We start from the raw sequence: 25,439 nt of genomic DNA, 5'->3' as shown, positions 1-25,439 counted from the left end.
CTTTGGAGGACGCCCGCGACGCTTTGGGGGTGACGGCGGAGCGATGGTGGCGTCCGGGCTTGCCTGCCTTCGGCGCAAGCCAGTCCATGTCGCGGTCAAGCCAGACGAGCAGCGATCCGCGCCGCTTCAGCGCGTCGTTATAGGATTTCCAGTTGGTCGTACGGCATCGGGCAGGTTCTGGATTGCTCATGGCTTTGTTGCGCAAAGAGGGTGAAGCCCGGACCTCCCCTTTCCCCAGACACACTTACCCCATGGGCTCGGTGACAGGTATGCCGAGCGCGGTGTAGCCGTTCAGGACGGCAGCGCGGATCTGGAGTTCGGCGACCTGGCGTTCGAAGTCACGTGCCATGAGGCTCTGCCCCAGTAACTTCACGCAATGCATCTTCGTCTCGGCGCGGCTACGGCGGTGGTATCCGCTCCACTTTCTCCAGATTGCACGGCCGAGGTATTTCGATGCGCGCAGTGCCTCGTTCCGGGCGATGGCGCCTGCAGTCGAAGGCTTCCACGGTTTCGCGTTCCTGCGTGGCGGTATGACTGCATAGGCGCCCCGGTCGGCGACAGCGTCGTGGCACTTGCGTGTGTCGTAGGCACCATCCGCGGTGACAGAGCCGAGTTCCACCTCGGCGGGGATCTGATCAAGCAGCTCGGGCAGCATCGGCGCGTCACCAACGTTGCTGCCGGTGATCTCGATAGCTCTGATCTCCAGCGTCTGTTCGTCGACGCCGATGTGGATCTTGCGCCATAGACGGCGTTTCGCGCCACCATGCTTGCGCGCGTGCCACTCGCCTTCGCCTTCCGCCTTGATGCCTGTGCTGTCGATCAGCAGGTTCAGCGACCCGTGCGAGCCTCTGTAGGGGATGGACACGGACAGGGTTTTCTGGCGCCGGCTCAAGGTGCTGAAGTCCGGCACCGTCCAGTGGAGGCCGACCAGGCGGAGCAGACTCTCCACGAACCCGGTCGTCTGCCTGAGGGCCATGCCGAAGAGCACCTTCATCGTCAGGCACGTCTGGATCGCGGCATCGCTATACCGCGGCTGCCTACCTCGCCTGCCGGTTGGCGGCGGCACCCACACCATGTCCGGATCGAACCAGATCGTCAGGGAGCCGCGCTGCTTCAGCGCTTCGTTGTAGGTCGGCCAGTTCTTAGTCTTGTAGCCCGGCGGGATGGGTCTGCTCATGCAAGCCAGATACCACGCTGGATTCGCGAGATGAATCCCCTTCAGCCTTTGCGCAACAAAGCCCCCCACGGGATGAACCAAGACCGTTCACAACAAAACCCGTCCTTCGCCGAAACTTCCGAGGAGTCCCTCAAACCCGATCGACGAGTTTCAACATTTCAGGACTTACCGCATGAGCATTCGACCGGCTCACCTTGCGTGCCTCATGTGAAAACAGGTTTGAACCGATTGTTTCCTTTTGGCAGCGGCCCCAATTCAGTAACCGGATGGGAATGCTACAGGATGACAAAACGCGCTGACAGGACATGGTGAGCGTCGAATGCCCGAGCAGTCTCCCTGCCAGTCCCTGCGCTTTGTCTGCGAAACCTGTTGTGCTTCACAAACTACGCAGGACATCTCCACATCGCAACCGGTTCATGACATGTCAGCGCTCGGCATTCCTCGCGGGACAAAGGGCGGATTGCGGGCTTTCGCTGCAGGTGCGTCCTGGTCCCGCCAAGTCAATGAAAAGCTGACATCCACCCTACTCTGGCAGAGGATCGTCTGCTGCACCGCCGCAAGCCCGCTTCGAGCCCTTAGCGGAAGCGACAATTGCTCGCTGCATTCCCACGCAGGGGAACGGTCGCCGCGATGAACCAGCCCCGACGACGCGCGTCGGGGCCAAGTGGCTCATTCCGCAGGGGCGACCGATACGGCGGGCGCCTTGCGCTTCCGGAAGAGGCGCATGACCACGGTGAAGAACACCGGGACGAAGATCACCCCCAGCACCGTCGCCGACAGCATCCCGCCCACCACGTTGATGCCGATGGCATTCTGACTGGCGGCGCTGGCCCCCTTGGCGATCGCCATCGGCACCACCCCCATGGTGAAGGCCAGTGACGTCATCAGGATCGGGCGGAACCGCAGGCGGCAGGCCGTGATCGTCGCCTCGTTGAGGCTCATTCCGTCGCTCATCAGGTCCTTCGCCACCTCGACGATCAGGATCGCGTTCTTGGCCGAGAGGCCCACGATGGTGATCACCCCGACAAGGAAGAAGACGTCGTTCGCCAGTCCCGTCAGGGTCACCGCTGCGACCGAGCCGATGACGCCCATCGGCACGATCAGCATCACCGACAGCGGGATCGACCAACTGCCGTAGAGCCCGGCAAGACAGAGGAAGACGCAGAGGATGGCCAGCCCCACGAGGAGCGGTGCGAGCGAACCCGACTTGATCTCCTGCAGAGATTGCCCGGTCCATTCGTAGGTGAAGCCGCGCGGCAGCGCATCGGCGAGGCGTTCCATCTCGGCGATCGCGTCCCCGGAGGAGTATCCGGGCGCGGCAACGCCCGAGATCCGCATCGACGGATAGCCGTTGTAGCCGACCAGCTGCGTCGGGCCCATCGTCCATTCCGCCGAGGCGAAGGAGGACAGCGGCACCATGCCACCAAGGCTGTTGCGGACGTTCAGCTTCAGCACCTCCTCGACCGTCATGCGGGAGCGTTGGTCGGCCTGCACGATGACCTGCTGCATGCGCCCCATGTTCGGGAAGTCGTTGACATAGGCCGAGCCGAGCGCTGCCGAGATCGTGGTGTTCACATCCTCGAAGCTGACCCCGAAGGCATTGGCCTTCTCGCGGTCGACATCGAGGCGCAGCTGCGGTGCGGGCGGCAGGCCCTCGGGATAGGCCATGGCGATCACCGGGCTGGCGGCGGCGCCCGCCAGGAGTTGGCCCGCCGCCTCGCGCAGGACGGCATCTCCGCGGTTGGCGCGGTCCTGCAGGCGGAAGGAGAAGCCCGCCGAATTGCCCAAGCCCAGGATCGGCGGCGGCGACAGGGCAAAGGCACTGGCGTCGCGGATCTGCGCAAGCCCGCCGTTCATTCGCCCCACGATGGCATCGGCGCTGTCCTCCGGCCCGCGCTCGGACCAGTCCTTGAGGGTGATGAAGGCGACGGCGGCATTGGCGCCCTGGCCCGAGAAGGAATAGCCCTGCACCACGATCGTGCTGTCCACTGCGTCCTCGGCAGCGGTCAGGGCTTCGACCTGTGCGGCCGAGGCGCGCAGACGGTTCGAGGTCGCATTGGCCGGCCCCTGGATGTTGGTGAAGAGGAAGCCCTGATCCTCCTGCGGCAGGAAACTGGTCGGGATCTTGGTGTAGGACCATCCCAGCCCCGCGACGAGCACCGCGTAGAGCACCATCATCGCGCCCGCGCGGCGGGTAAGGCCCCCCACCATCCGCCCGTAGCGGTTCGACGTGCGCGTGAAGGCGCGGTTGAACCAGCCGAAGAAGCCGCGCTTCTCGTGGTGATGCCCGGCCGGGACCGACTTCAGCAGAGTGGCGCAGAGCGCCGGCGTCAGCGACAGCGCGAGGAAGGCGGAAAAGGCGATCGACACGACCATGGTGACCGAGAACTGGCGGTAGATCACCCCCATCGAGCCGGGGAAGAAGGCCAGCGGCACGAAGACCGCCATCAGCGCCAGCGTGATGCCGATGATGGCGCCGGAGATCTGCTTCATCGCCTTCTTCGAGGCCTCCGGCGCGGACAGCCCCTCTTCGGACATGATGCGCTCGACGTTCTCGACGACCACGATGGCGTCGTCGACGAGGATGCCGATGGCCAGCACCATGGCGAACATGGTCAGCACGTTGACCGAGAAGCCCGTCGCCAGCATCACCGCCAGCGTGCCCGCCAGCGCGATCGGCACCACGATGGTCGGGATCAGAGTCACCCGCAGGTTCTGCAGGAACAACAGCATCACGAGGAAGACCAGAACCACCGCCTCGATCAGCGTGTGGACGACCTTCTCGATGGAGGCCTCGACGAAGGGGGTGGTGTCATAGGGGATCGCGTAACCGACGCCTTCCGGGAAGAGCGGCTTCAGGCCCTCCATCGCGGCGCGCACGCCTTCGGCCGTGGCCAGCGCATTGCCGGTGGAGGACAGCTGGATGCCGACCGCGGCGGTCGGATTGCCGTTCAGGAAGGTGCTCAGCGCATAGCTCTGCGCGTCGATCTCGACCCGCGCCACGTCGGAAAGCCGGACCAGCGCCCCATCCTGCTGCGCCCGCAGCACGATGTTGCCGAAGGCCTCGGGCGTGGTCAGCTGGCCGGTCACCAGCAGCGAGGCCTGCACCTGCTGGCCCGCGGGGTTGGGGTCGGCCCCGACCGAGCCCGCGGCCACCTGCGCGTTCTGCGCCGTGATGGCGGCGGTGATATCGGTCATGGTCAGGTTCAGCCCGACCAGCTTGTCGGGATCGACCCAGATGCGCAGCGCGCGCTCGGAGGCAAAGAGCGTCGTGCTGCCGACACCTTCCACCCGGCGCAGGTCGTTCAGCACGTTGCGCGACATGAAGTCGCCAAGCGCCACGGCATCCATCCCGGCCTTCTCGTCGGCGGTCAGGGCGACCATCATCAGAAAGGAGGTCGCGGCCTCGTCCACCAGGATGCCCTGTTGCCGGACCTGCGCGGGCAGGCGCGTCTCGACCCGCTTGATGCGGTTCTGGATGTCGACCACCGCCTGCGACACCTCGGTGCCGGACTCAAAGACGGCGTTGATGGTGACGCTGCCGGTCGCCTCGGAGGTGGACTCGTAATACATCAGCCCGGCGATGCCGTTGAGCTCTTGCTCGATGGGCTGGGTCACTTGTCCGTAGAGGTCCTCGGGGGCCGCGCCGGGGAAGGTGGTGGTGATGGTCACCTGCGGCGGGGCGACGTTGGGATATTGCGATACCGGCAGGTTCGGCAGGGCCAGCAGCCCCGCCAGCAGGATGAAGATCGCGATGACCCAGGCCAGGACCGGATTGTCGATGAAGTAGCGTGCCATGATCAGCCCCGCGCCCCGGAAGCGGCCGCCGTGGGATCACTCCATGGGACGGGCGCCACGGGCGCACCCGGCGCCACCTTCTGCAGGCCGTCCACGATGACCGTCTCGCCGGGCGCAAGGCCGCTGTCGATCACCAGCCGGTTGCCCTCGGGGCGATCGATCTTGACCTTGCGCTGCTCGGCCTTCTGCGCGCCGTCGACGACCCAGACCAGCGCCGCGCCCGCCGCGTCACGGGTCACGGCCTGAGAGGGCACCGCGACAGCATCCCCGTCCAGTGCCATGTCGACGGCCACGCGGACGAACATGCCGGGCAGCAGCACGCCATCCGGGTTGGGGAACTCGGCACGAAGCGTCACCTGCCCGGAGGTCTCTTCGACCGAGGCCTCGGAGAAGAGCAGCTGACCCGCGGTGGCGTATTCCGTGCCGTCGTCGAGGAACAGCCGCACGCGGGCCACGCCGGGCGCCATCTGGCTGAGGGTTCCATCCGCCATGGCGCGGCGCAGGCGCATCAGTTCCGACACCGGCTGGACGATGTCGGCATAGACCGGATCGAGCGACTGAACGGTCGTCAGCACCTCGGTCCCGCTGGCCTGCACCAGAGCGCCCTCGGTCACGAAGGCGCGCCCGATCACGCCGGAAATCGGCGCGGTGACACGGGTGTAGCTCAGGTCCAGCTCGGCCGCGTGCAGCTCGGAGCGCGCCACGGCAAGCTCGGCTTCCGCGGTCAGCTGCGCCGCGCGCGCGCTGTCGAGTTGTGCGCGCGAGGTTGCGTTGCTCGCAGCGAGCGTCTCGATCCGGGTCGCCGCATGGCTCGCCTCGTCAAGCGCCGCCTCGGCGCGCGCGACACCGGCCTGCGCCGCCTCAACGGCGATCCGGTAGGGGGCCGGGTCAATGTGGAAGAGCTCGTCGCCCGCCTCGACCCTGCCACCCTGAGTGAAGACCCGGCTCTCCACGATGCCGTCGACCCGCGCCCGGACCTCGGCGATCCGGGTTGCCGCGATGCGCCCCGGCAAGTCGGAGGCGACCGGCAGGTCCTCGGCTTGCAGAGTCACCACCCCCACTTCCGGTGGCGGCGGTGCGGGCTGTGCCGCAGCGGCGCCATTCTCTTCTTCCTTGCAGCCGGAAAGGCCCATGAGCGGCAGCAGAAGGGCCGCGGCGATCGTTGCGCGTTTCATATCTCACCAGATGTTGAAGCTGCCCTGGGCAGGTTCTCGTATTTGGACGCATGTCCAAATTGGACGTGCGTCCATAACTGCGCTAGACCGCGTGATCAAGGGGTGTTTTTGAGGGCGGAGGCCACAGAAGATGAGCTATTTGAACAAGGACGACCGCCGGGCCGCGATCGTGCAGGCCGCGGTCTCCCTGATCACCCGAGAAGGCTTTGAGGCGGCCACCGTGCGGGCCGTCGCGCGAGAGATGGGGGCCTCACCGGGACAGATCCACCATCACTTCTCCTCGGCCGATGCATTGCGGGCCGAAGCCCTCGGGGCGGTCTGGTCGCGGATGTTCGAGGAGCTCCGTGACAGGATGCCCGCCACGTCGACACGGGACAGATGCGCCCTGTTGCTCGGTGCCGAGGGTCACCCCGCGGACGATATCAGCGAGCGGCTCTGGCGCGATGCGCTGGCCGCGTCCCACATGCACAGCCGCGTCCGCGAGGCTCTGGTCGAGTCCCTCAGCGTCTGGCGCGGCATGATGACCGATCAGTTGCGCAACGGCCAACGCGAGGGCGACGTGCCGCGGGAACTCGATATCGAAGACGCCGCGGATCAGTTGCTGGCGATGGCCTTCGGCATGGTCAGCCTGCGCGGCCTCTCGATGCTGGAACGCGACAAGGCGCAGAGGGCTCTTCTGGGCCTCTATGACAGGCTCGTCGGAGCGCCGCGGGAATGAGGCAGCGGGCTAGCGGTGGGCGGCTTACTCGACCCAGGCACCTGTGCCGGATGTCGTATGCCGGGCCATGGACAGAGGCGCGGTTGGGAATGCGTGTACCACTGCCTCGAAGTTGCGTCTTCCGCCCCCAGTCTCGATCATCCCGGTTCCAGCAGCGACAACACGGCTGCATGTCCGCTGCCGCCGCTGGTCAGGGTGGCGCAGGCACCTGCGGCGAAGACAGGAAGGTCCGCTGCGCCGTCGCTTTCGCGTTCCGCGGCGAATGACCGTGTGGAGCCAAAGCTGCCTCCTGGGCAGCCTTGGTACCATGTCTCAGTGCAGCTGCTGCTGCATGATCGAGGACGCGTTGTAGCAGTGGAAAGCCGCGACCTTCCCGTCCTTCATCCTGAAGACATCGCAGCAGGGGACGTCGATGACCTTTCCAGTTGCGGCGAGCGGGCCCGTTGGCGTCATCAGCGTGCCGCGATGCGTACCGCGGATGGCCAGCTCGACGACAACCACATCCCCTGACACATCGATGCTGAAGATCTCCCGGTGGATGTCAGGGAAGGCTTCGGCCATCCCGCTTGCGACGAGCGCGATATCGGAGCCGCGAAACTCGATCTGGCTGGGAATGTCGCGGGCGTAGCCGTCCTGTCCGAAACAGGACACGAAGGTCTCGATGTCGAGGGAGGCCGCCTCGGCCGACGTGTAGAGCTTCTCGATGGTGTTCTTGTGATCCGTCATCTTGGGTGCCTTTCCCGAACAGGGCATGGTGTTTCGCAAATGGCCGTGACCATGGCATCCACGTAGACACGGGGTTACCTGAATGATAGAACCTACCAAAAGGTAAGGGTGAAATCGACATGGATCGAATGGATACGCCCTGCGGTCTGGATGTGGCGCTGGCCGTCATCGGCGGCAAATGGAAGCCGCTGATCCTCTTTCATGTCCAGAGCGGGCCCACCCGCTTCTCCGAAATTCGCCGGCGCGTCGGCGGGATCAGTGAAAAGGTGCTGATCCAGCAGCTGCGCGATCTGGTCGAGATGAAGGTTCTGCTTCGTCGCGACCATCATTGCGTCCCTCCCGTGGTCGACTATGCGTTGACACCCTTCGGCGAGACCCTCGTCAAGGCGCTGGTCCCCCTGTGCGATTGGGGCACGGCGAACCGGGATGTGGTTAGCGCGATCAAAGCGCCGTCGGCCACTGAACGCGGGGGCTAGGGCTGCCTAAGGCCGCTTCGTGTCGACTGCCAACCTTCCTTCACTGCAAATGCGGCACGATGAAGGAATGGCCGGGCGAGATCGCCGCTGTTGCCAGCGCCAGCCAAGTGGTTGCTATTAGAGAGATCATGCGTGTTCCTTTTGGCTGTCTGTGGGCGCTTCGTCCCGGTCGAACATGCCGTAGTCGCGGATGACGCTGGCGATCCGCAATCGGTAGTCATCGAAGACACCGCTGCGTCCTTTCGCCTGCGCGCCTCGATGAGCATTGAGATTGCGCCAACGTGCAATCGCATCTTCATCCTCGAAGAACGACAGAGACAGGATTTTGCGCGGGTCGGTGAGGCTCTGGAACCGCTCGACGGAAATGAAGCCGTCGATCTTATCGAGCATCGGGCGCATCTCGGCAGCGATGTCGAGATAATCATCCTTGCGGCCCTCTGCGGGCTCAACTTCGAAGATCACTGCAATCATGCGCTGTCCCCGTGCGGTGCAGAGGCGAGCTTGAGCCAGGTTCGATCTTCTCGGAGCAGAAACCTCTCCTTCTGGGCGAACTCATAGTTCTCTCGGCCAAGCGGATCGGCGGCGAGGCGCGCGCGATAGGCTTCGTAGTCCGCCAGGCTCGCAACGTTGTAGATGCCGTAGGCAAGCGTCGATGACCCCTCATGCGGGGAATAGTAACCAATCAGATCAGCGCCGCAGCGCGGGATTGCTTGGCCCCAGTTGCGGGAATACTCCTCGAACTCGGCCCTTTTCGTGGGGTCGATGTGGTAGCGGATGATACAGGTCAGCATGATGGGTTCCTTTACATGTGTTTTCCCGATCCTAGACCTTTGCCAACCGCAGATGCTTCGATTAAGGTCGAACTATGAGGGAAGGTCCAGACATTGCCCATATCGCTGCCCTGATTGGCGACCCTGCCCGCGCCAACATGCTGACCGCGCTTATGAGTGGAAAAGCCCTGACAGTAAGCGAACTAGCCGAAGAAGCTGGTGTGACGATCCAGACGGCCAGCTCGCACCTGTCCAAGCTCGACGAGGGCGGCTTGCTGCGACCCCGAAAGCAGGGACGGCATAAGTATTTTTCGCTCGCTAGCGACGAGGTGGCACATGTCCTTGAGGGTCTGATGGGGCTCGCGGCAGGTTCGGGATACAGGCGGAAGCGCACTGGCCCCCGAGATGCGGAACTGCGCCAGGCGCGAGTTTGCTACAACCATTTAGCCGGGGACATGGGCACGCAAATGTTCGACAGCTTAATGGCACAGGGCCATTTGGTTCTGGATGGTGAAGAACTGAAGCTGACTGATACAGGTGCAGCATTCGCCTCGGAATTTGAGATCGACGTAGAAAGTCTGTGCAAGGCGCGCGCTCCGGTTTGTCGGGAGTGCCTCGACTGGAGTGAGCGCAGATCACATCTGGCGGGCAGCTTGGGCCGTGCATTGCTCAACCGGCTCGAGGAGTTGGCTTGGGCCAAACGCGACCAGAAAACGCGGGTGGTGACCTTCTCTCGAAATGGCGCAGAAGAGTTCAAAAAGCTCTTTCCGGTGAAGTAGAACCGTGTCTGCTTCTTCAAAGCCGTCATCGGCGCAGTCGCAGCGAATTGGCGCTTTGTCCGCACTGCTGACCTCCGATCCCCGATGAAGCTCGCGGTCGCAGCGAACAGCGGCTTCGAATGGCCGCGCTACAGCATCCTGAGCCGGTGTCCAAGGTCGCCTCAGGCCGGAAATGATGATGCCCTTCATTCCCTACTGCGGCATCATACTGGCAGTGTAGCTCAGGGGGCCTACCAACCGATCGGCACCGTTTCAATGTTCTCATCCTCGCCATCGGACTTCATGGCGTTAGCGATCAGGTGATCGACCGTATCATTGAAATACGCCACCAGTTCAGCGTGCCGGGCGCGGAACTCTGCACCAACGGTCTTGTCGAAGGCCTCCGGTCGGACACGGACCATTGCGGTGGTGCTTCGCTATCGTGGATACCGATAGGGTTTCACGTCGTGCTTGCGGCACAGCGCCACGAAGGTGCGCACCGCCCATGCGTCAGGAAGCGACTATTGCAGCGCGGTCTGCTTCTCGTCAGCCGAGGACCCCAGTTTTTGGGCCAGTCGACCCCGATCTGCGCCAGCTGCGGCGCGTTCGCCTGGCGTGGCTCCGCGTGCAAAGAGCTGTTCGAGTTTCTCCAGCTTGGGGCGGATGTCGTCAGATCGTTCCATGTCGGTCCCCATCCCCGCCACCAGACCTGCCATCTGCCGCCTGCCGGGACAATGACCGAGCACCTATCCATCAGCGCGATACGCCTGTCAGGACCTTGTGTCCGTTCGCGATTGTTCCCCTGCTCGCAGAACGGATAGTGTCGCTTAGCGCTCTGTGGCAGCATCCGTCCATGATCGAATTTCGCACGCTCGCCGATGACCATCCTGACCTCGGGCATTCGCCGCTTCTGCGAGGCGCGCTCCTGACACTTCAGTTCGCGGGAGAGCATGGGTCCATCGGCCTGACCAAGAGCAAAGCTTTCAAGCGTGTCTTCGTCCATTGGGCCGTCGAGCATTTCGATTGGCCCGGAAAGTCCCCCGAGGAGATGTTCCGTTTCCAAAAGGTCATCAACGAATATGAGTTTCCTCCGCTCGAGCTCCTCCATTTTCTCCTGATTTCGCTGCGGCTGGGGCGTCACTACAAAGGTGAGTTTCGGACAACCAAGCGTGGAGCAGAGCTGGCAGACAGCCCTGGCCGCCTGTTTGCCGAGTTGATCCCATACTTCGTGCTGCAGATCGATCATGCGTCCTACGCGCGCTTCGACGACCGCCCTGTCGGTACTTGGGATATCTGGATGAACGTGATCAACATGGAAGCGGCCCACGGCACGACCGAAGCCGCTCTGTTCGAAACCTTCTATGGCGAGCCCCACGACTGGCACACCGCAGGCTGGCGAGAGATGGGCGCGTTTTCCTCATGCGTCCTGAGACCGCTCGCATGGGCGGGCCTGATCAGCGAAATACGTGAAGGCGATCACGGGAGCCGGGTCTGTCACGTCTTCAAGACCCCACTCTGGCGCAGCGCAATCCGTCTGGAAACGGACGTGCAGCTCGCTCCGATTTGCATTCAATAGACACGTCTTGCCGTAAGTCGAGCCGGGTTTCATGATCGCGGAATGCAACATCACTCCGTAAGCGCGAGAGGCCGGCTCTGCAAAGCTGCGTACGGCACCACGGGAAGCACTCTATGATCACTAATGGGTCGGTCGCTGCCCGTCCGGTGGTCCGGGCGGTCTGCGGCATGGCTGCGTAACTAAGCTTAACCTGCCTTCGGCAAATGCGGGGCGGCTCGCAAAGGCTTTGAAGCCTGCAAGCGACACGAGCCTACCCACCTTCAGGTCAAGCAGTTCTTCCGGGTGAGAACTGCGTGTGCTGAACGCCGGCAGCTCCTCAACAATTATGAAAACCAACAAGGGCCGAAGAAAGGAGAGACCCTTCTTGTCACCCAACGCAAAATTGCGCGGGCAGAGTTCGGGAGAACAGAAGTGTTCGACACGACTATTCAACCAAGCCAGCTCCACGAGTTTTTCCAAGCCAACGCGGAACCGCTTCAGAACGCAGCCTTGCTTCTCGGCGGGCGGCCATGGCTCCGCCGAACGCAGCGTATTCTCGACGACTTGCGTCAGGGCGGTGCAGTAGCACGACGCACCCAGGCCGAAGTTGAGAAACTCTACGGCCTTCTCACGCTGCGGTTCGTGCACGATCTGGAATCTCCGGAAGCCGCCTACTTCGCAGGCCTCAATCCGGAAGACCCGGCGACCACCGAGATTTGCCTTCTGAGCGAAGGCCTTGCCGAGGCCGCGGCAGATCTGGGTTTCAAACTGGACTGGATCGAAGATCCTCGACAGGTCTCACCAGTTTGGCAACAGCTGCAAAGGCATTTACTGATGGTGGCCTCGGTCCAAGCTCCTGATCCTGTTCAGGCCAGCCTTCATGCCGCATTGCTCGCAGCGCGCAAAGCACAACAGGCTGTCTACGCAGCTACGAGCGGTGGTGAACTTTCTCAGGAGGTTCGCCGCGGCGCCTACCGGCTTGAACGGTTGCTGGGAAGTGACGCGCTCTTCGAAAGTTCCAGCGAGAACGAAATCCGAAACTGGTGTGACCGGTTCGAGCTGCTCGCGATGGTGGAGAAGCAATCGATCTATGTTCATGATGAGTACTGTATGAGCGGCGGCTACGAACAAGAAATCTACTCCGATCTGGGACATCGGCTTAGGGTTGCCTTCCTGGCGCTGTCGGATGTTGGCCAAGCGATGAATCACGTCCTCTGCCACCTCGATGCCGAACGGCTCGCGGAGAAACTCCGTGGCCAGCCTTAGTCTGCTGTGAGCCATCCTCGCGTGGATCAGTGCATTCGCACCGGGGCGCCTTAGAAAGAGGAAATCTGGCGTGCCCAACCCTAGGCACGCCAGGACACGCGGTTGGCACAGGACAAGTTGCTATAGGTCACAATCGATGGCACAGTCCGTTGCACAAGCGGTGCTGTGCAACGCCGAGACCTCGATTTCTTGTTGAACTTCAAGGCTGTGCATTTTGGCTCCGCGCCCTACCGCCGGAGCCAAACTTCTCGCAAGAGCTTGAAGTTTCGGCAGAAACCCCCGGGTCTCGACAGAGGCCCGGGAGTTTTGCGTTTCGCTTTGCACATTGTGTTACACAAGCCTCCCGGAGCCTGCGTGGCGCCTCCACCTCTGGAGGCCCAGACTTGGCAACCGCCCAACCCCATCTCGAACACCGCTCCACCGGATTCTACTGGCCTCGGCGCGTCGCTCCGAAACCCGTGCCAGCTCCTTCTTCAAGCGCCGGATCTCGGCGTCCTACGCCGCCGCTCCCGATGGCGCCTTCGCGAACTTCTTCTTCCAGGCATAGAGCGAAGACGCGCTGACCCCCAAACGCTCCGACACCTCCATGACCCGGCAGCCCCGCTCGGTGAGCTGCGCCACCGCGTCCCGCTTAAACTCATCACTGAACTTGCTGCTGCGCGTCATGGCCTCCTTGCCTCAAAATCAGCGAAGAAGGCGTCCACGATACACGGGGCTGTTCAATGCCCTTGATGATAGCACCACTGAATGGCGTGCACTTGCGCATGAAGCCCTGAGGGTCCTGCTCGACGTCGCCTGTGAGCAAGAGCGCCGGGGGCTCCGGGAGACCGGCCCGTAGGCGAACCGATGCCCGTCTTCCGCTCTGTGACGGCGGAGCGGCGGTGCAGAGCCGCCATTCCCTGTAGTTGAGAGCCCTCGGCGGGTGTCGGAAATAGGCGCTTTGTACACGTCGGTTGTAAGAAGGGTAACGAACAGGCGCAGTCCCCCGCCGGACCACTATTCGATTTGACTTAGCTTGGTTCAGGCCCAGAGGCTGTCGATCAAAGAGCTTACTTTGATCGACGTCCCGCGCCAGACGCAATCTTGGAAAGGCGGCGGCGGCGACAGGCGCGGCAAACGGCATATTCCCCGCACCCTCCGGGACTGACCGGAGGTCGGTTCGGCACCTCACCCTTTTGGCGTATACCAAATTGGCGATGTGAAAGCGCGATCCTGCACCGTCATGGCCGTGCCCTCTGGCATCTCCTCACCGAAGTATACTGCGTCGTAGGCGGTCCATCGCGGTGACGGGATTTGAATGACCCGCGCATAGTAGAATGCTCGTTGCGAGGGATCGAACTCCGGGTCTTCCCACCATCCGCCCAAGACGGCGCGACCTATGGCGTTGGTATAGGTCGCAGTCGTGAGGTCCACGGTGTTGCCGACGTCTCCGTCGCACGCGTTCTCCACGATCTCTCGGTCTGCACAAGCAACATCGTAGATCTGTTCATGCAGGTCTCCATTGCCATCAACCCAACCCTTGATGATCTGGATACGGTCGAGGTTCGCGCCATCAGGGTCGCGCAGAGCACGCACCATGAAGCGCGGCGATGTGCCTTCCGGTCCGGCCTGCAGATCACCGCCCATCGGCACGCCCCGCGCATATCCCTGCGCGGCAAAATCCGGCAGTTGCACTTCGTCTTCTTCGAAGTCCCACCCGGCAAACATGCGGACCCGCAGGCGGGTCCCGGTGGTCGCAAAGACCTCGCGGCGTTTCATCGCGTCCCAGATCGCTTCACGGGTGTTTTCCGTCGCCCAGACTGCCGCAAGGCCGGAGGCGCCCATGTCGCGGTCGTAGATGGAAAACCGCGGGTCGACGGCGCTCTCGATGAAGACGCCGTCCTTTCGGTGGGTGGAAGGCTCAACGTAATAGATCTTGCCGAACCAGTTTTCCTCCCGCGTGGACGAGATGGCGTTATGGTTGTCGGTCGATCCGATCATGCCGAACTTGAAAGGGTTCACGCCAAGCCGCGCTTCTTCCGCCATGCCGAGCTTCAGCGCCTCACGCGCATACTCCGTTTTCAGCATGTCCGGTTCCTTGGCCACAGTCCCGGTGAGGTTCGACGCATCCATCAGTTCGAAATCTGCAAAAGCGTCGTCGGGTGACAGCAGCGGGTGTGCCTCGCCGGTGCCCTTGGACTGCGTGACCTCCAGCAGCGGCTCATATCGCGCCCGAGTGGATGCATACTCGGCGTCAAACGGCTCGCCGGCGAAGGTTTCGAGCATGAACATCATGCCGTTTGACAGATTACCATTGTGCGGAATGGCCAGCACCCTACCACCGGTCCGAGCCTCGTAGTCCCCCAGATAGGTCCACAGGTCTTCCGGGTCGTCGCTGTTGAAGGCCGAGAACGGCACGACTTGCCGGGTTCTATCTCCGTTGTCACGGAAAATGACGTTGCGATGCAGGTTGTTGCTGCCGGGACCCGACGTCCATTCATAGCCGATAAACGCTGTGAACACACCGGGCTCGTTATATCGCTCAGCGTTCTCGATCACCTTGTCCCAGACCCGGATCTGCATCTCCGGACTGTCGATCGGATCCTCCCCCGCAGCATTTGCCGCACTCCATTCGTAGGCGGCGTCGAGACCCGTTCCGGCCTGAAAATACTCGTGCCATCGGCGTCCGACTTCCGTTTCCAGCAATATGGGATCGCCACGATTGAGGTAATCCGCGATGCCGAGGTTCTCCGCATGGTCGGCGACTACCACGAAGTCGAGAGGCCGGATCAGTTTGAACCGCTGGCCGCTCTGGCTTTCCACTTCCTCGCCGCGCGCCACCCGGTAGGCCGCGTCCGGCCCCAAGGTTGCCCCTGCCATTCCGGCGTCCGCCGACCATGAGGTATGCAAGTGCGTGTCGCCGAAATAGACGTTCTGAGGAAAATGATCGTCAACATACGGCGAATAGGGGGTTTCGGGCGTGGCGTGCCTTTCTTCGCTCAGCGTGAACTCCTGAGCTTGAGCACCGGTGTGCCCCATCGCAGCCACTGTCGCTGCAAGTGCCCAGGAAAATGGCCAAAGCGTCGAGCGGGATTGGAAATATCCAGACTTCATGAACCGACCTCTTGGTTCTATCAGAATTGGGTCAAGCAAATCTCAAAAGTAGCAAACGCAGGTATAGCACACCTATAGGTGTAGCTTGAACTCTGTTCTGGTGGCCCTTTCGAGCCGTCACATATTGCAAACCTCGCAAACCTACGGCGATGACCATACCCAACCTGGGTGAGTATCGTGAGGCAAAAATTCCTTGCAGATCAGCGCAGATCCGCCCACGGGGTCGCCTTCTTGCTGGACACCAGCGCACTCCCGCCGGGCACCTGCATCGAGTAGTTCCATGGTGGCTGGTCTGTCCGCTCGCGGATCACCCCATGTTCACCAGAGCGATGGCCCGTAGTCCGCTCCTCCACGAGGCAACTCGACAAGATGGGCGAGGTCAGGACTGGGCCCAGCTGAATCCACTCGCGCCCATGGCACGGGCGGGCGTTTTTCACGCCGGAGATACGTTTCCCGGCGTCTGGGTGGCCCCGCCCGGGTTGAGCGGCGGCAAAGGCGCGCGCAGCTCGGCACCATGGCGCGGCCGGACCTCTTCAAGCGCCACGCGTAGGGTCGACCAAGCCCTGTCGCCACCCTCGCCGCCGCCGTAGCGCTCCGCTCCCAGTGCCAGCAGCGCCGCCCTGACCGGCGCTTCGCGGCGCGGGTCCGCTCCGTCGACCCGTCCGGCCCAGAGATCGAGCGCCGGACGCAGCGCGGCATGCTCCCTCCCAGAGATCGCCCGCATCAGCTCGCGCCACGCATGAGGTTCCGAGGCCAGGTAGGCCTCCCGTCGACGCGCACGTCGACTGGCAAGCCTCGGCAGCAGGTGACGCAGCACGAGCCAGAGCCCCCCCAGGCACAGCAGCCCCACCCCCGCCAGCAGCGTGATGCGCCGCGGATCGAGCGGTTTGCTGCGTCCCGGCGGCGGGCCGTCGATGCGCAGATCAAACCCGGGGGCCGAGGCAGTCTTCACCACGCCGTCGTCGGTGTCGTACCAGTCGAGCGTGATCTCGGGCAGCGCACCGCCGCCGCCCGCCTCCGCGAGATAGGTCACGCTCTCCATCCGCGATCCGCTGAGCGCGCCGCGGTCGTCGGTTTCGGAAAGTCGCGGCTCGTCCGGGTAGGCGGCGACGCCCGGCAGATCAACCGCTCCCAGCAGCTGCGGCAGGAACATCGGCGAGACGCCCTGCACCTCGACCGTCACCTGCCGCTTGAGGCTGTCACCGGGCACCATCACATCGGGCGCGCCTTCGATCTCCTGCATCATCGACAGATCGGCCGCTGCGATGAACGGATCGAGCTCCTCGGCACCCTCCGGCACGACCCCGGCAAAACCGATCGGACCGGTGGAGAGCGTGGCCTGTCGCGCCTCGCCCGCCTCGAGGTCCTGCCAGGTGACCAGCACCTCCTGCGGCGGCAGCACCACCTGCCCCGGCACCATCGGCGAGATGCGGTAGTGCCGTGAAATGCCCGCCCACGTCTCGCCGTTCACCCGCTCGGACACGGGGTTGGTGGAGCGCGACGGCAGGCGCACCAGCAGGTTCGGCGCCTCGAGGCTTGGCCAGACCGGCGGCTTTGGCATGAAACTCGGCACGAGGACGGTCAGTCGCAGGCTCAGCGATTGGCCGGGGATCGCCTCGGTCTCGGGGAAATCGACGACGAGCTGCGGCAGGGCTTCGGCCTCCTGCGCCCATACAGGCGATGGCAATAGCAGGATGAGAAGCAGCAGGACGCGGGTCATTGGTCGTCCTCCGATGTCGCCGGGACCGCAGGCTCCCCCGCCTCACCGGGCTCTTGGGATGGCCGTGCCGCCTCATTTGGATCTTGAGGCGGCTGTGCCGCCGCATTTGGATCTTTAGGCGGCTGTGCCGCCTCGAGCGCAAAGCGCATCCGCAGGAAATCGCCGGTGCGCGTATCGACGGTGTTCATCCATTGCTCGGCGGTCAGCAGCCCACCGCCGCCCGCGTCCGCAGCCTCGCGCTCGGTCTCCTCGCCCTGCCCGCTCTCGTTGTCGTAGACCTCCTCGTCGGCGCCGATCCCCTGGTCCTCGCCGGTATCGGAGGCCGCCTGCGCCGCCTCCACATAGGCGACGATGCGCTGCGCGGTTTCGAGGTTCTCCGCCGCCCCGGGATAGTCCGGATCGCGCGCCAGAGCCGTCTCGAAGGCTCGCACGCCGTCGCGGTAGTGCCGCCCCTTGATCTGCGCCATGCCCTGGATGAAGGCCGCCTGCGCCGTCTCGACCCGGTCCAGCACCAGCACGGCATCGTCGTATTGTCCGCTCCGGTAGAGCGCATAGCCGCGCCAGAGCGGGTCGACAAACAGCTCTGCCGCGCGCGCATAGTGCTTGTTGTCGAACGCAATCCGGCCCTGCTGGTCCGGCGTCAGGAACCAGTCGGCGGGGCCCTCGGCCCGCGCGCCCTGCGGCGAGGCAAGCAGCGCCATCGCCGCGAGCGCCGCCCATCGCATGGTCCAGCCGCGGCGGAACCAGAGCAGCAGGATCAGCGCGGCGGGCCAGGCCAGCCAATCCGCCCGGTCCTCCCAGGGCTGGGCTACGTCATCGAGCTGCGCGCGGCGGTAGGCGGCGTTGAGCAGCCCGTCGAGACGGCGGATGTCCGAGGTATCCGGCGTCACCGCGATCACCGGCGCCGAGAGCGCATCGAGCCCCCGGTCGCGGCTGCCCTCGGGGCGCATGGACAGCACCGCGAGCGGCACCGTGCTGGCGTCGAGAACCGCCACGTCGGCGGGATCGAGGCTGTCGGTGACATAGAGAATGCCGCCCGGCGCGCCCTCCTCCTCGGCGAGCAAGCCCTGCGCCAGCACCAGTGCCTCGCCCGCCACCGCGCCCTCACGCGGCATGACCTCGGGGCTGAGCCCCTGGAGGTAGGGCACCATGACCTGCGCGTCCTCGGTCATCGGCAGGACGACGTGGGCAGTGCCCGCATAGGCCACCAGCGCCGTGCGCGCCCCGGCACGCAGCTCCAGGAAATCGCGGATCTTCTGCTTGCCGCGCTCCAGCCGCGACGGCGGCAGGTCAGTCTGCTCCATGCCCGGGGTCACCGCCAGAACGATCACCGCCGGAGCGGATTGCGCGGCGAAGGGATCGGGCTGGCGCGACCAGGTCGGCCCCGCCGCCCCCAGCGCACCGAGGATGAGGATCGCCGCGGTGCTGTCGATCGGGGTGAAGCGGCGGCGCTGCGCACGCCCCACGGTCAGCGCCTCGCGCAGGTGCGGGGCGATGCCCTCGGCCTGCATCGCCCCGCGTTGCAACGGGCGGCGCACCCACCACCAGACCAGCAGGACCAGCGGGACCAACAGCAGCCAGAGCGGGCGCAGGAAGTGGAACGCTTCGAGGAAGAGTGGCAGGTCAGTCATGCGCGCGACCTCCGCTGGACGATCCGAACGCACGGCGGCTTCGCTCTGGCGCTGGCCGAGATCGCGATACGTCCCGCCGCAGCAATGCAATGGATATTTGCACGGACCCTCCGCATCACGCCGCGCCCCTCTCGGCGCCGACAGTCGCCCGCCGCCGCCCACGCAGCTGCAGCCACAGTACCGACGCCAATCCCAGCAGGGCCGCCAACCCCATGGCAATCCACGAAAGAGACTGGCGCGGGCGGAACGACAGCGTCTCGGTCTCACGCGGGGCCAGCGCATCGATACGGGCGTAGACCGCCTCCAAGGCCGCGGCGTCCTCGGCAAAGAAATACTGACCGCCGGTGCGCGCGGCGATGGCCTGAAGCGTCGCGAGATCGACGCGGTTCTCCCCCGTCGCGTCGGGATCGCCGACACCGATGGTGAAGATCTCCACCCCCCGGTCGGCGGCGATCTCCGCCGCGTTCACCGGGCTCATGCGGCTGGCGGTGTCCGAGCCGTCCGACAGAAGGATCAGCAGGCGCTGGTCGATGTCGCTGGCCTCGAAGGTGCGGATCGACAGGCCGATGGCGTCGCCGAGCGCGGTGTGCGGCCCGGCCATGCCGACCTCGGTGGTGTCCAGAAGCTCGGTGATCGTCGTCAGGTCATCGGTCAGCGGCGCCTGCAGGTAGGCCGCGGTGCCAAAGACGATCAGCGCCATGCGGTCGCCCTCGCGACCAGAGACGAAATCGCCCACCACCTGCCGCACCCCGGCAAGGCGCTGGAGGCGTTCTCCCTCGGGCGTGGCGAAATCCTTGGCGTCCATCGAGCCCGAAATGTCGATCGCCAGCACCACGTCGCGCGCGGCGGTCTCGATGGTGATCGGCGCGCCGACCCGCTCGGGCCGGGCCAGCGCCAGCACCAGCAGCGCCCAGCAGAGCGCCGCGGTGATCACCGAGATCAGCGGGCGTGACAGCACCACCGCCCCGGCGCGCGGCTCGGCCCCCGCGGCCTCGGCCATACGTCGGAAGAAGGGAAAGCGCAGTGCGCTTTCGCGCTCGCGGTGCGGCGGCACCAGCCACCAGACGAGCAGCGGCAAAGGCAGCAGCAGCAGCAACCAGGGCGCACCGAGAGAGATCATGCCGGCGCCTCCCGTCTTGGCGCCGACGGCGCCGCGCGATGGGTCTTCAGCCAGTGCTCCGCGGCGCGGCGCAGTTCCGGAGAGGGCGCCGCCCCCGGGGCGCGGTAGGGTGCGCGGCGCAGCTCTTCGCCCGCGGTGTCGGGAAAACGGCGGCGGCCGGTGCGGGTGAGGAAGGCTGTCCAGTCGGCCCCGGTGAGCGAAGCCACCTCGACACGCGGATAGGCGGCAAGCGCGGCGCGGCGCAGCACGGCGGCAAGCTCGGCGGTGGTCCCGGCCCGGCCCAGTTCGGCCAATGCAGCGCGGCGGTACGCATTCGCCAGGTGGCGACGATGCCTGCGCCAGAGCCCCCAGATCAGAAGCGCCAGAAGGAGCAGCGCCAGCGCCACCCAGCCCCAGGTCTGCGGCACCAGCGGCACCGGCGCCGGCGGCACCGGGTCGACCAGCTGGTTGATCAGCCCGACAAGGCTCTCGGTCTCCTCGTTCATCCCGGTCCGAGCCCCAGCAGGCGGCGCATCTGCGGCAGGGTTTCCTCTCCCGCCGAGAGCGGAAGGATCGCCACGCCGAAGCGGCGCTGCCAGTCGAGCACATCGGCCAGCCGCCCCTTCGACATCTCGATCAGACCCTTGCGGGTGCCGGGTGCACCGGTGTCGATCTCGGCCTGCAGCGCGCCATCGGTGACGATGAGCTTCAACCCCGCCGGGATCTCGCCCGCGCTCGGGTCGGTCACCGGCACGAGGATCAGGTCATTGTGGCGCGCCAGTCCCGAGACGATGCGATCGGTCTCGGCGTCGATGCCGTCGAAGTCGCTCAGCACAATGACCAGATGATTGCGGCGGGCGATCCGCGCCACCGCGCGCAGCACCTGCGTCAGGCCGATGGGGGCGACACTGGGCGCCTCGGCATGCAGCAGGCCATTGGCCTCGGCCAGCGCGGTGAGAAAGCGGTTGAGCGACGCACGGCTGCGCTGCGGGCGGACCTCGGCCAGAAGCTCGTCACCGAAGACGATACCCCCCACCCGGTCGCCCTGGTCGAGGATGCGGAAGGCGGTCATCGCGGCGGCCTCGGCGGCGGTGACGGATTTCATCGCACGGCGGGTGCCGAAGAACATCGACATGCGCTGATCAACGACGATCAACGCCGGGCGGTCGCGCTCCTCGGTCATCACGCGCACGTGCGGCTTGCCGGTGCGGGCGGTGACCTTCCAGTCGATGGCGCGGATGTCGTCGCCGGGCAGGTAGTCGCGCAATTCCTCGAAGTTGAGCCCACGCCCGCGCAGGCGCGAGGCGTGGCGGCCATTGAGCACCGATTGCGCCGGCTGGCGCGGCAGGAAGCTGAGCCCGCGCGCCGGCCCCTCGAGGCTGCGCAGGTAGGCCAGGTCGGTGTGGATGCGCGGATCATCCGAGACCTGCGGGGCCTTTGGCAGGGTGCCAGTGCGGATGCGGGCGGCGCGGTCCTTCATGGTCTCCTCCTCGGGCCCGGATCAGGGCAGCGCCACCTGCCGGACGATCTCGGCCACCACCGCGTCGGGACTGATGCCCTCGCCCTGCGCCTCGTACGAAAGGCCCAGGCGATGGCGCAGCACGTCGGCCACCACGGCACGGATGTCCTCGGGGTCGACGTAGTCGCGGCCTGCGAGCCAGGCATGGGTGCGGCCGCACTTGTCGAGCGCCAGCGAGGCGCGCGGGCTGGCCCCGACCTCGATCCAGCGTTTCAGGTCGTCACCGAACTCGCCGGGCACGCGGGTGGCGTTGACCAGATCGGCGATGTAGCGCTCCATCTCCGGCGCGACGCGCAGCGCGGCAATCTCGCGGCGGGCGGCGAAAACGGCCTGCTGCGGAATGGGCGCATGGCTCTCGGCACCCCCGGCCCCGGCGCCCTGCTGCGCAGCGATTTCCTCGGCGCGCACGAGGCGGATCACCTCGACCTCGTCCTCGACCGGCGGATAGGTGATGTTCACATGCATGAGGAACCGGTCCATCTGCGCCTCGGGCAGCGGATAGGTGCCCTCCTGCTCGATGGGATTCTGCGTCGCCATGACCATGAAGAGCGGCTCCATCTTGTGGGTGGTGCCCGCCACGGTCACCTGCCGCTCTTCCATCGCCTCGAGCAGCGCCGCTTGCACCTTGGCGGGCGCGCGGTTGATCTCGTCGGCCAGAACCAGGTTGGCGAAGATCGGCCCGGCCTCGAAGCGGAACTCGCCGCCGCCCTCGCCCTGATAGTAGACCTCTGTGCCGGTGACATCCGAGGGCAGCAGGTCGGGGGTGAACTGGATGCGGGAGAAATCGCATTCGAGGTTGCGCGCCAAGGCCTTGATGGCGCGGGTCTTGGCAAGGCCCGGCAGCCCCTCGACCAGCAGGTTGCCATTTGCCAGAAGGCCGATCAGCAGCCGCTCGATCACCGCGCGCTGGCCGATGATCGCCTCGCCCATGCGGGCACGCAGGGTCTCGATCTGCGCCCGCGTGCCGCTTTCGGTCATGCCTTCCATACCGTCCTTACCTTTCCACCCACATCACTCGGTGGGGAACACCTTGGCCCAGTCCTGCGCCATGTCGACGATCGTCCAGCCAAGGCCCGGCCCCTCGTCGAGCCCCCGGTTCAGCGTGCCGATATGGCCCTCGCGGTCATAGGCGAACTCGCGCTCGGCATCGGTGTGATGCACCAGCAGGCCAAAGGACGGCCCCTCGCCCGAGGTGGTGTATTCGAGCATGGCGAAATCGCCGTCGGAATTGCCCGCCGCGAAGATCGGCTTGCGACCGATATGGCGGGCGATGCCCACGGGCTTGCCCTCCTTGTCGTCGATGAAGGTGACGCCGCCGTTCTTGGTCAGCATCGGCAGCCCGTCGACCACCTCGTAGGCGGTGTTGCCCTCGGTGCCGACCACCTGCCAGGGCGGGATGCCGTAAGCGTCCTCCGAGAAAGCGCGGATGAAGTCGATGCCTCCGCCCGAGACGATATAGGTGGTGAACCCCTCGTCGCGCAGGTAGCTCAGAAGCTCGAGCATCGGCTGGTAGACCATTTCGACATAAGGCTTTTTCGTCGTCGGATGGGTGTAATTGGTGAGCCAGTCGAGCGCATCGGCCTGGAATTCGTCCACGGTCAGCCCGGCGTGCGAGACGTTGATCACCTCGAGCAACCCCTCCATGCCGGTGGCGAGGATGCCGCCGACGTCGCCCTTGGCCCCAGCCTCGAGGGCCGGCGTGGTAAGGATGCCCGGATCGGCCTTGGCCTTCTCCTGCAGCACGTCGAGCGCGTAGAGCGCCTGGAAATAGACCGGCTGCTCGGTCCAGAGCGTGCCGTCGTTGTCAAACGCGGCGATGCGGTCCTGTTCGGGCACGTAGGCATCGGAAGCCGGATCGGTCACATTCTCGACGAACGTGATGATCGCCTCCTTGGCACCGGTGTCGTTCCACGACGGCAGCGGGTCAGCGAGAGCGGGGGCGGCGACGATGAGCGCAGCGAGGGCAGCGGCGCAGGGCGCGTGCGGAATGGGCATAGGTATCCCCTTCAAGAGCGGGCGCCTTCAAATCGCGGCGCCGCAAGACAATCAGTTCAAGACTGGCCGGGCCGGCGACGCGCGCCGGCCCGGGTCAGGTGCAGCGAGATCAGTTGCTGCCAATGTTCGCGAGGCTGTTGTTCAGGTCCTCCTGGATCTGGTCGATCGAGAAGCTGTCCGGACGCTGCGACGGCGGGAACTCCTCGAAGGTGGCGAAGAACTTCGCGATCTCCTGCGCCGCCGGGGCGACGAGGTAGGCGTGGTCGCTCAGCCAGTCCCAATAGGTGTTCGAGGTGATGTCGGCGCGCTCATAGGGATCGGCGCGCAGGTCGAACATCTTGGGCACGCGCAGGTTGGTGAAGGGCTCGGCCCAGACCGCCATGGTGCCCTTCATGCGCTGCTCCTTGAACACCACCTTCCAGTTCTCGTAGCGCAGGCCGACGATCTCGCCGTCGTCGTTGAGATAGAAGAACTCGTCGCGCGCGCCCTCTTCGGCGGCACCGGTGAGGTAGTCGAGCTGGTTATAGCCATCGAGGTAGTTGTTGTACTCCTTGCCGTTGATCGTGGTGCCATCCAGCAGCCGCTGCTTGATGTCGGTGTCACCCACTGCGGCCATCAGGGTCGGGAACCAGTCGAGACCCGAGAAGATGTCGGTGTAGACCGTGCCGGGCTCGATGACGCCGGGCCAGCGGATCAGCGCGGGCACGCGGTAGGCACCTTCCCAGTTGGTGTTCTTCTCGGAACGGAACGGCGTGGTGCCGGCATCCGGCCAGGTGTTCTGGTGCGGGCCGTTGTCGGTGGTGTAGATGACGATGGTGTTGTCGGCGACGCCCAGCTCGTCGAGCGCGTCGAGCACGGTGCCCACGACCCCGTCATTCTCGACCATGCCATCGGCATATTCGGTCGGCGCGGTCAGCCCCGGCGCGCTGCGGTTTTCCTCGCGCACGTGGGTTTTGTAGTGCATCCGGGTGGTGTTGTACCAGGTGAAGAAAGGCGTGCCCGCCTCCACCGCGCGGGTCATGAAGTCGATGGCCCCGGCGGCGGTCTCCTCGTCCACGGTCTCCATCCGCTTGCGGGTGAGCGGCCCGGTGTCCTCGATCTCGCCGTCGGCGTAGGAGTGCAGCACCCCGCGCGGGCCGAAGCGCTCGCGGAATTCCGGATCCTGCGGGTAGTTGAATTGCTCGGGCTCTTCCTCGGCGTTGAGGTGGTAGAGGTTGCCGAAGAACTCGTCGAAGCCATGTGCGGTGGGCAGGAACTCGTCACGGTCGCCCATGTGGTTCTTGCCGAACTGGCCGGTGGCATAGCCCAGGTCCTTGAGCGCCGAGGCGAGCGTCGCGTCCTTGGCCTGCAGTCCGGCGTTGGCGCCCGGCAGACCCACCTTCGAGAGGCCGGTGCGCAGCGTCGACTGGCCGGTGAGGAAGGTCGAACGGCCGGCGGTGCAGCTCTGCTCGGCATAGTAGTCGGTGAACTTGGCCCCCTCGTTGGCGATCCGGTCGATGTTCGGCGTGGTGTAGCCCATCAGGCCGAAGCTGTAGGTCGACAGGTTGGTCTGCCCGATGTCATCGCCAAAGATGACAAGAATGTTCGGCTTCGCCGCGCTGTCATCCTGCGCCCAGGCCGCGGACCCGAGGGCCAATGCGGAACCGACGACGAGCGTCGTCATTAGTTTCCGTTTCATGAAAATCTCCCTAGAAAATCCGATCAAAAGCAGCACCAGCTAAAAATCACACGGGCTTCTGCCCTCCGCCCGGCGGCACCGGGCCCTCTGCTTCGCGCGGCCAAGAAATGTGACCCGAACAGATCGGGCGGCGCGCGAGAACGAACGTGTCAATCAAAGGAAGGCAGCTTCCGGAGGAAACTCGCCTTTAACGCGAAGTATTGAATTGCCCACGAAAAAAAGCAACCGCCTCTCTGCGGGTCACCGAAGTTTCACAATCGGACGGCAAGGCTCCGCCGGACTCCC

General features: G+C 64.9%; 22 protein-coding genes and 2 pseudogenes. 5 read left to right on the top strand and 19 right to left on the bottom strand.

Going from position 1 to position 25,439, the window contains the following annotated elements:
- Nucleotides 1–49: 49 nt before the first annotated feature.
- From BM397_RS28860 to BM397_RS01480, 4 genes and pseudogenes are all read right to left on the bottom strand, one after another.
- Nucleotides 50–190 (bottom strand): annotated as a pseudogene (locus BM397_RS28860) (IS5/IS1182 family transposase); the annotation flags it as partial.
- A 54-nt stretch (nucleotides 191–244) separates the two neighbouring features.
- Complete coding sequence (locus BM397_RS01490; RefSeq protein ID WP_092567360.1) at nucleotides 245–1,177, bottom strand: IS5 family transposase; 933 nt, start codon at nucleotides 1,175–1,177, stop codon at nucleotides 245–247.
- A 669-nt stretch (nucleotides 1,178–1,846) separates the two neighbouring features.
- Nucleotides 1,847–4,975: a multidrug efflux RND transporter permease subunit gene (locus tag BM397_RS01485; protein ID WP_092426254.1), complete on the bottom strand. Its 3,129-nt coding sequence runs from the start codon at nucleotides 4,973–4,975 to the stop codon at nucleotides 1,847–1,849.
- A 2-nt stretch (nucleotides 4,976–4,977) separates the two neighbouring features.
- Nucleotides 4,978–6,150, bottom strand: a complete 1,173-nt coding sequence (locus BM397_RS01480; protein ID WP_092426257.1) for an efflux RND transporter periplasmic adaptor subunit — start codon at nucleotides 6,148–6,150, stop codon at nucleotides 4,978–4,980.
- Between the two features lie 139 nt (nucleotides 6,151–6,289).
- On the opposite strand from BM397_RS01480, the gene BM397_RS01475 reads away from it, so the two are divergent.
- A complete protein-coding gene (locus tag BM397_RS01475) occupies nucleotides 6,290–6,868 on the top strand; it encodes a TetR family transcriptional regulator (protein ID WP_177239594.1) in 579 nt (192 codons plus the stop codon).
- A 312-nt stretch (nucleotides 6,869–7,180) separates the two neighbouring features.
- On the opposite strand, the gene BM397_RS01470 is transcribed toward BM397_RS01475, so the two are convergent.
- The gene (locus tag BM397_RS01470) at nucleotides 7,181–7,594 is read right to left on the bottom strand and encodes an ester cyclase (protein WP_092426261.1); all 414 of its coding nucleotides are present in this window, start codon (nucleotides 7,592–7,594) and stop codon (nucleotides 7,181–7,183) included.
- A gap of 119 nt (nucleotides 7,595–7,713) precedes the next feature.
- Between BM397_RS01470 and BM397_RS01465 the strand changes: the two genes are divergently transcribed.
- Nucleotides 7,714–8,070, top strand: coding sequence for a winged helix-turn-helix transcriptional regulator (locus tag BM397_RS01465; protein ID WP_176806706.1), 357 nt, complete (start codon nucleotides 7,714–7,716; stop codon nucleotides 8,068–8,070).
- 126 nt (nucleotides 8,071–8,196) lie between these two features.
- Here the strand turns inward: BM397_RS01465 and BM397_RS01460 are convergent, their stop codons facing one another.
- Complete coding sequence (locus BM397_RS01460; protein ID WP_092426265.1) at nucleotides 8,197–8,541, bottom strand: antibiotic biosynthesis monooxygenase family protein; 345 nt, start codon at nucleotides 8,539–8,541, stop codon at nucleotides 8,197–8,199.
- The gene (locus tag BM397_RS01455; RefSeq protein ID WP_092426267.1) at nucleotides 8,538–8,861 is read right to left on the bottom strand and encodes an NIPSNAP family protein; all 324 of its coding nucleotides are present in this window, start codon (nucleotides 8,859–8,861) and stop codon (nucleotides 8,538–8,540) included. Before BM397_RS01455 ends, BM397_RS01460 begins: the two co-directional genes overlap by 4 nt.
- Nucleotides 8,862–8,935: 74 nt before the next feature.
- Between BM397_RS01455 and BM397_RS01450 the strand changes: the two genes are divergently transcribed.
- Nucleotides 8,936–9,619, top strand: coding sequence for an ArsR/SmtB family transcription factor (locus BM397_RS01450; RefSeq protein ID WP_092426269.1), 684 nt, complete (start codon nucleotides 8,936–8,938; stop codon nucleotides 9,617–9,619).
- A gap of 230 nt (nucleotides 9,620–9,849) precedes the next feature.
- Here BM397_RS01450 and BM397_RS29585 read toward each other — a convergent pair whose 3' ends face one another.
- Nucleotides 9,850–10,020, bottom strand: a complete 171-nt coding sequence (locus BM397_RS29585) for a hypothetical protein (protein ID WP_245696109.1) — start codon at nucleotides 10,018–10,020, stop codon at nucleotides 9,850–9,852.
- 99 nt (nucleotides 10,021–10,119) lie between these two features.
- Nucleotides 10,120–10,281, bottom strand: coding sequence for a hypothetical protein (locus BM397_RS29580; protein WP_245696110.1), 162 nt, complete (start codon nucleotides 10,279–10,281; stop codon nucleotides 10,120–10,122).
- A gap of 170 nt (nucleotides 10,282–10,451) precedes the next feature.
- On the opposite strand from BM397_RS29580, the gene BM397_RS01440 reads away from it, so the two are divergent.
- The gene (locus BM397_RS01440) at nucleotides 10,452–11,174 is read left to right on the top strand and encodes a hypothetical protein (protein ID WP_092426271.1); all 723 of its coding nucleotides are present in this window, start codon (nucleotides 10,452–10,454) and stop codon (nucleotides 11,172–11,174) included.
- A 411-nt stretch (nucleotides 11,175–11,585) separates the two neighbouring features.
- Nucleotides 11,586–12,419 carry a hypothetical protein gene (locus tag BM397_RS01435; protein WP_092426273.1) on the top strand — a complete coding sequence of 278 codons (834 nt, stop codon included), beginning with the start codon at nucleotides 11,586–11,588 and terminating at the stop codon, nucleotides 12,417–12,419.
- 498 nt (nucleotides 12,420–12,917) lie between these two features.
- On the opposite strand, the pseudogene BM397_RS01430 reads toward BM397_RS01435, so the two are convergent.
- The 10 genes and pseudogenes from BM397_RS01430 to BM397_RS01385 form a co-directional block, all read right to left on the bottom strand.
- Nucleotides 12,918–13,085, bottom strand: a pseudogene (locus BM397_RS01430) (transposase); the annotation flags it as partial.
- Nucleotides 13,086–13,586: 501 nt separating this feature from the next.
- Nucleotides 13,587–15,512: a DUF3604 domain-containing protein gene (locus tag BM397_RS01425; protein ID WP_092426275.1), complete on the bottom strand. Its 1,926-nt coding sequence runs from the start codon at nucleotides 15,510–15,512 to the stop codon at nucleotides 13,587–13,589.
- 433 nt (nucleotides 15,513–15,945) lie between these two features.
- Complete coding sequence (locus BM397_RS01420) at nucleotides 15,946–17,232, bottom strand: BatD family protein (RefSeq protein WP_092426277.1); 1,287 nt, start codon at nucleotides 17,230–17,232, stop codon at nucleotides 15,946–15,948.
- Nucleotides 17,229–18,863 (bottom strand): vWA domain-containing protein, encoded by a 1,635-nt coding sequence (locus tag BM397_RS01415; protein WP_092426279.1) that lies wholly within the window; start codon nucleotides 18,861–18,863, stop codon nucleotides 17,229–17,231. The genes BM397_RS01420 and BM397_RS01415 overlap by 4 nt, the downstream gene beginning before the upstream one ends.
- A 115-nt stretch (nucleotides 18,864–18,978) precedes the next feature.
- Nucleotides 18,979–19,983, bottom strand: a complete 1,005-nt coding sequence (locus BM397_RS01410) for a VWA domain-containing protein (RefSeq protein WP_092426281.1) — start codon at nucleotides 19,981–19,983, stop codon at nucleotides 18,979–18,981.
- Entirely contained in the window at nucleotides 19,980–20,468 is a 489-nt protein-coding gene (locus BM397_RS01405) for a DUF4381 domain-containing protein (RefSeq protein ID WP_092426283.1), read from the bottom strand. The genes BM397_RS01410 and BM397_RS01405 overlap by 4 nt, the downstream gene beginning before the upstream one ends.
- Complete coding sequence (locus BM397_RS01400; protein WP_092426285.1) at nucleotides 20,465–21,442, bottom strand: DUF58 domain-containing protein; 978 nt, start codon at nucleotides 21,440–21,442, stop codon at nucleotides 20,465–20,467. Before BM397_RS01400 ends, BM397_RS01405 begins: the two co-directional genes overlap by 4 nt.
- A gap of 21 nt (nucleotides 21,443–21,463) precedes the next feature.
- On the bottom strand, nucleotides 21,464–22,468 hold the full coding sequence (locus BM397_RS01395) for an AAA family ATPase (RefSeq protein WP_092426287.1): 1,005 nt from the start codon (nucleotides 22,466–22,468) through the stop codon (nucleotides 21,464–21,466).
- Between the two features lie 24 nt (nucleotides 22,469–22,492).
- A complete protein-coding gene (locus BM397_RS01390; RefSeq protein ID WP_092426290.1) occupies nucleotides 22,493–23,476 on the bottom strand; it encodes an HAD family hydrolase in 984 nt (327 codons plus the stop codon).
- A gap of 109 nt (nucleotides 23,477–23,585) precedes the next feature.
- On the bottom strand, nucleotides 23,586–25,154 hold the full coding sequence (locus BM397_RS01385) for an arylsulfatase (RefSeq protein ID WP_092426292.1): 1,569 nt from the start codon (nucleotides 25,152–25,154) through the stop codon (nucleotides 23,586–23,588).
- Nucleotides 25,155–25,439 lie beyond the last annotated feature (285 nt).

It is taken from the genome of Alloyangia pacifica (assembly GCF_900116195.1).
GTDB classification, from domain to species: domain Bacteria; phylum Pseudomonadota; class Alphaproteobacteria; order Rhodobacterales; family Rhodobacteraceae; genus Salipiger; species Salipiger pacificus.
The sequence above is the reverse complement of the archived record's forward strand: the minus strand, read 5'-3'. Positions and strand labels throughout refer to the sequence as shown.

Coding starts and splice junctions, on each gene's coding strand:
- BM397_RS01490 (WP_092567360.1), bottom strand. CDS start 1,177: ATGAGCAGACCCATCCCGCCGGGCTACAAGACTAAGAACTGGCCGACC.
- BM397_RS01485 (WP_092426254.1), bottom strand. CDS start 4,975: ATGGCACGCTACTTCATCGACAATCCGGTCCTGGCCTGGGTCATCGCG.
- BM397_RS01480 (WP_092426257.1), bottom strand. CDS start 6,150: ATGAAACGCGCAACGATCGCCGCGGCCCTTCTGCTGCCGCTCATGGGC.
- BM397_RS01470 (WP_092426261.1), bottom strand. CDS start 7,594: ATGACGGATCACAAGAACACCATCGAGAAGCTCTACACGTCGGCCGAG.
- BM397_RS01465 (WP_176806706.1), top strand. CDS start 7,714: ATGGATCGAATGGATACGCCCTGCGGTCTGGATGTGGCGCTGGCCGTC.
- BM397_RS01460 (WP_092426265.1), bottom strand. CDS start 8,541: ATGATTGCAGTGATCTTCGAAGTTGAGCCCGCAGAGGGCCGCAAGGAT.
- BM397_RS01455 (WP_092426267.1), bottom strand. CDS start 8,861: ATGCTGACCTGTATCATCCGCTACCACATCGACCCCACGAAAAGGGCC.
- BM397_RS01450 (WP_092426269.1), top strand. CDS start 8,936: ATGAGGGAAGGTCCAGACATTGCCCATATCGCTGCCCTGATTGGCGAC.
- BM397_RS29585 (WP_245696109.1), bottom strand. CDS start 10,020: ATGGTCCGTGTCCGACCGGAGGCCTTCGACAAGACCGTTGGTGCAGAG.
- BM397_RS29580 (WP_245696110.1), bottom strand. CDS start 10,281: ATGGAACGATCTGACGACATCCGCCCCAAGCTGGAGAAACTCGAACAG.
- BM397_RS01440 (WP_092426271.1), top strand. CDS start 10,452: ATGATCGAATTTCGCACGCTCGCCGATGACCATCCTGACCTCGGGCAT.
- BM397_RS01425 (WP_092426275.1), bottom strand. CDS start 15,512: ATGAAGTCTGGATATTTCCAATCCCGCTCGACGCTTTGGCCATTTTCC.
- BM397_RS01420 (WP_092426277.1), bottom strand. CDS start 17,232: ATGACCCGCGTCCTGCTGCTTCTCATCCTGCTATTGCCATCGCCTGTA.
- BM397_RS01415 (WP_092426279.1), bottom strand. CDS start 18,863: ATGACTGACCTGCCACTCTTCCTCGAAGCGTTCCACTTCCTGCGCCCG.
- BM397_RS01410 (WP_092426281.1), bottom strand. CDS start 19,983: ATGATCTCTCTCGGTGCGCCCTGGTTGCTGCTGCTGCTGCCTTTGCCG.
- BM397_RS01405 (WP_092426283.1), bottom strand. CDS start 20,468: ATGAACGAGGAGACCGAGAGCCTTGTCGGGCTGATCAACCAGCTGGTC.
- BM397_RS01400 (WP_092426285.1), bottom strand. CDS start 21,442: ATGAAGGACCGCGCCGCCCGCATCCGCACTGGCACCCTGCCAAAGGCC.
- BM397_RS01395 (WP_092426287.1), bottom strand. CDS start 22,468: ATGGAAGGCATGACCGAAAGCGGCACGCGGGCGCAGATCGAGACCCTG.
- BM397_RS01390 (WP_092426290.1), bottom strand. CDS start 23,476: ATGCCCATTCCGCACGCGCCCTGCGCCGCTGCCCTCGCTGCGCTCATC.
- BM397_RS01385 (WP_092426292.1), bottom strand. CDS start 25,154: ATGAAACGGAAACTAATGACGACGCTCGTCGTCGGTTCCGCATTGGCC.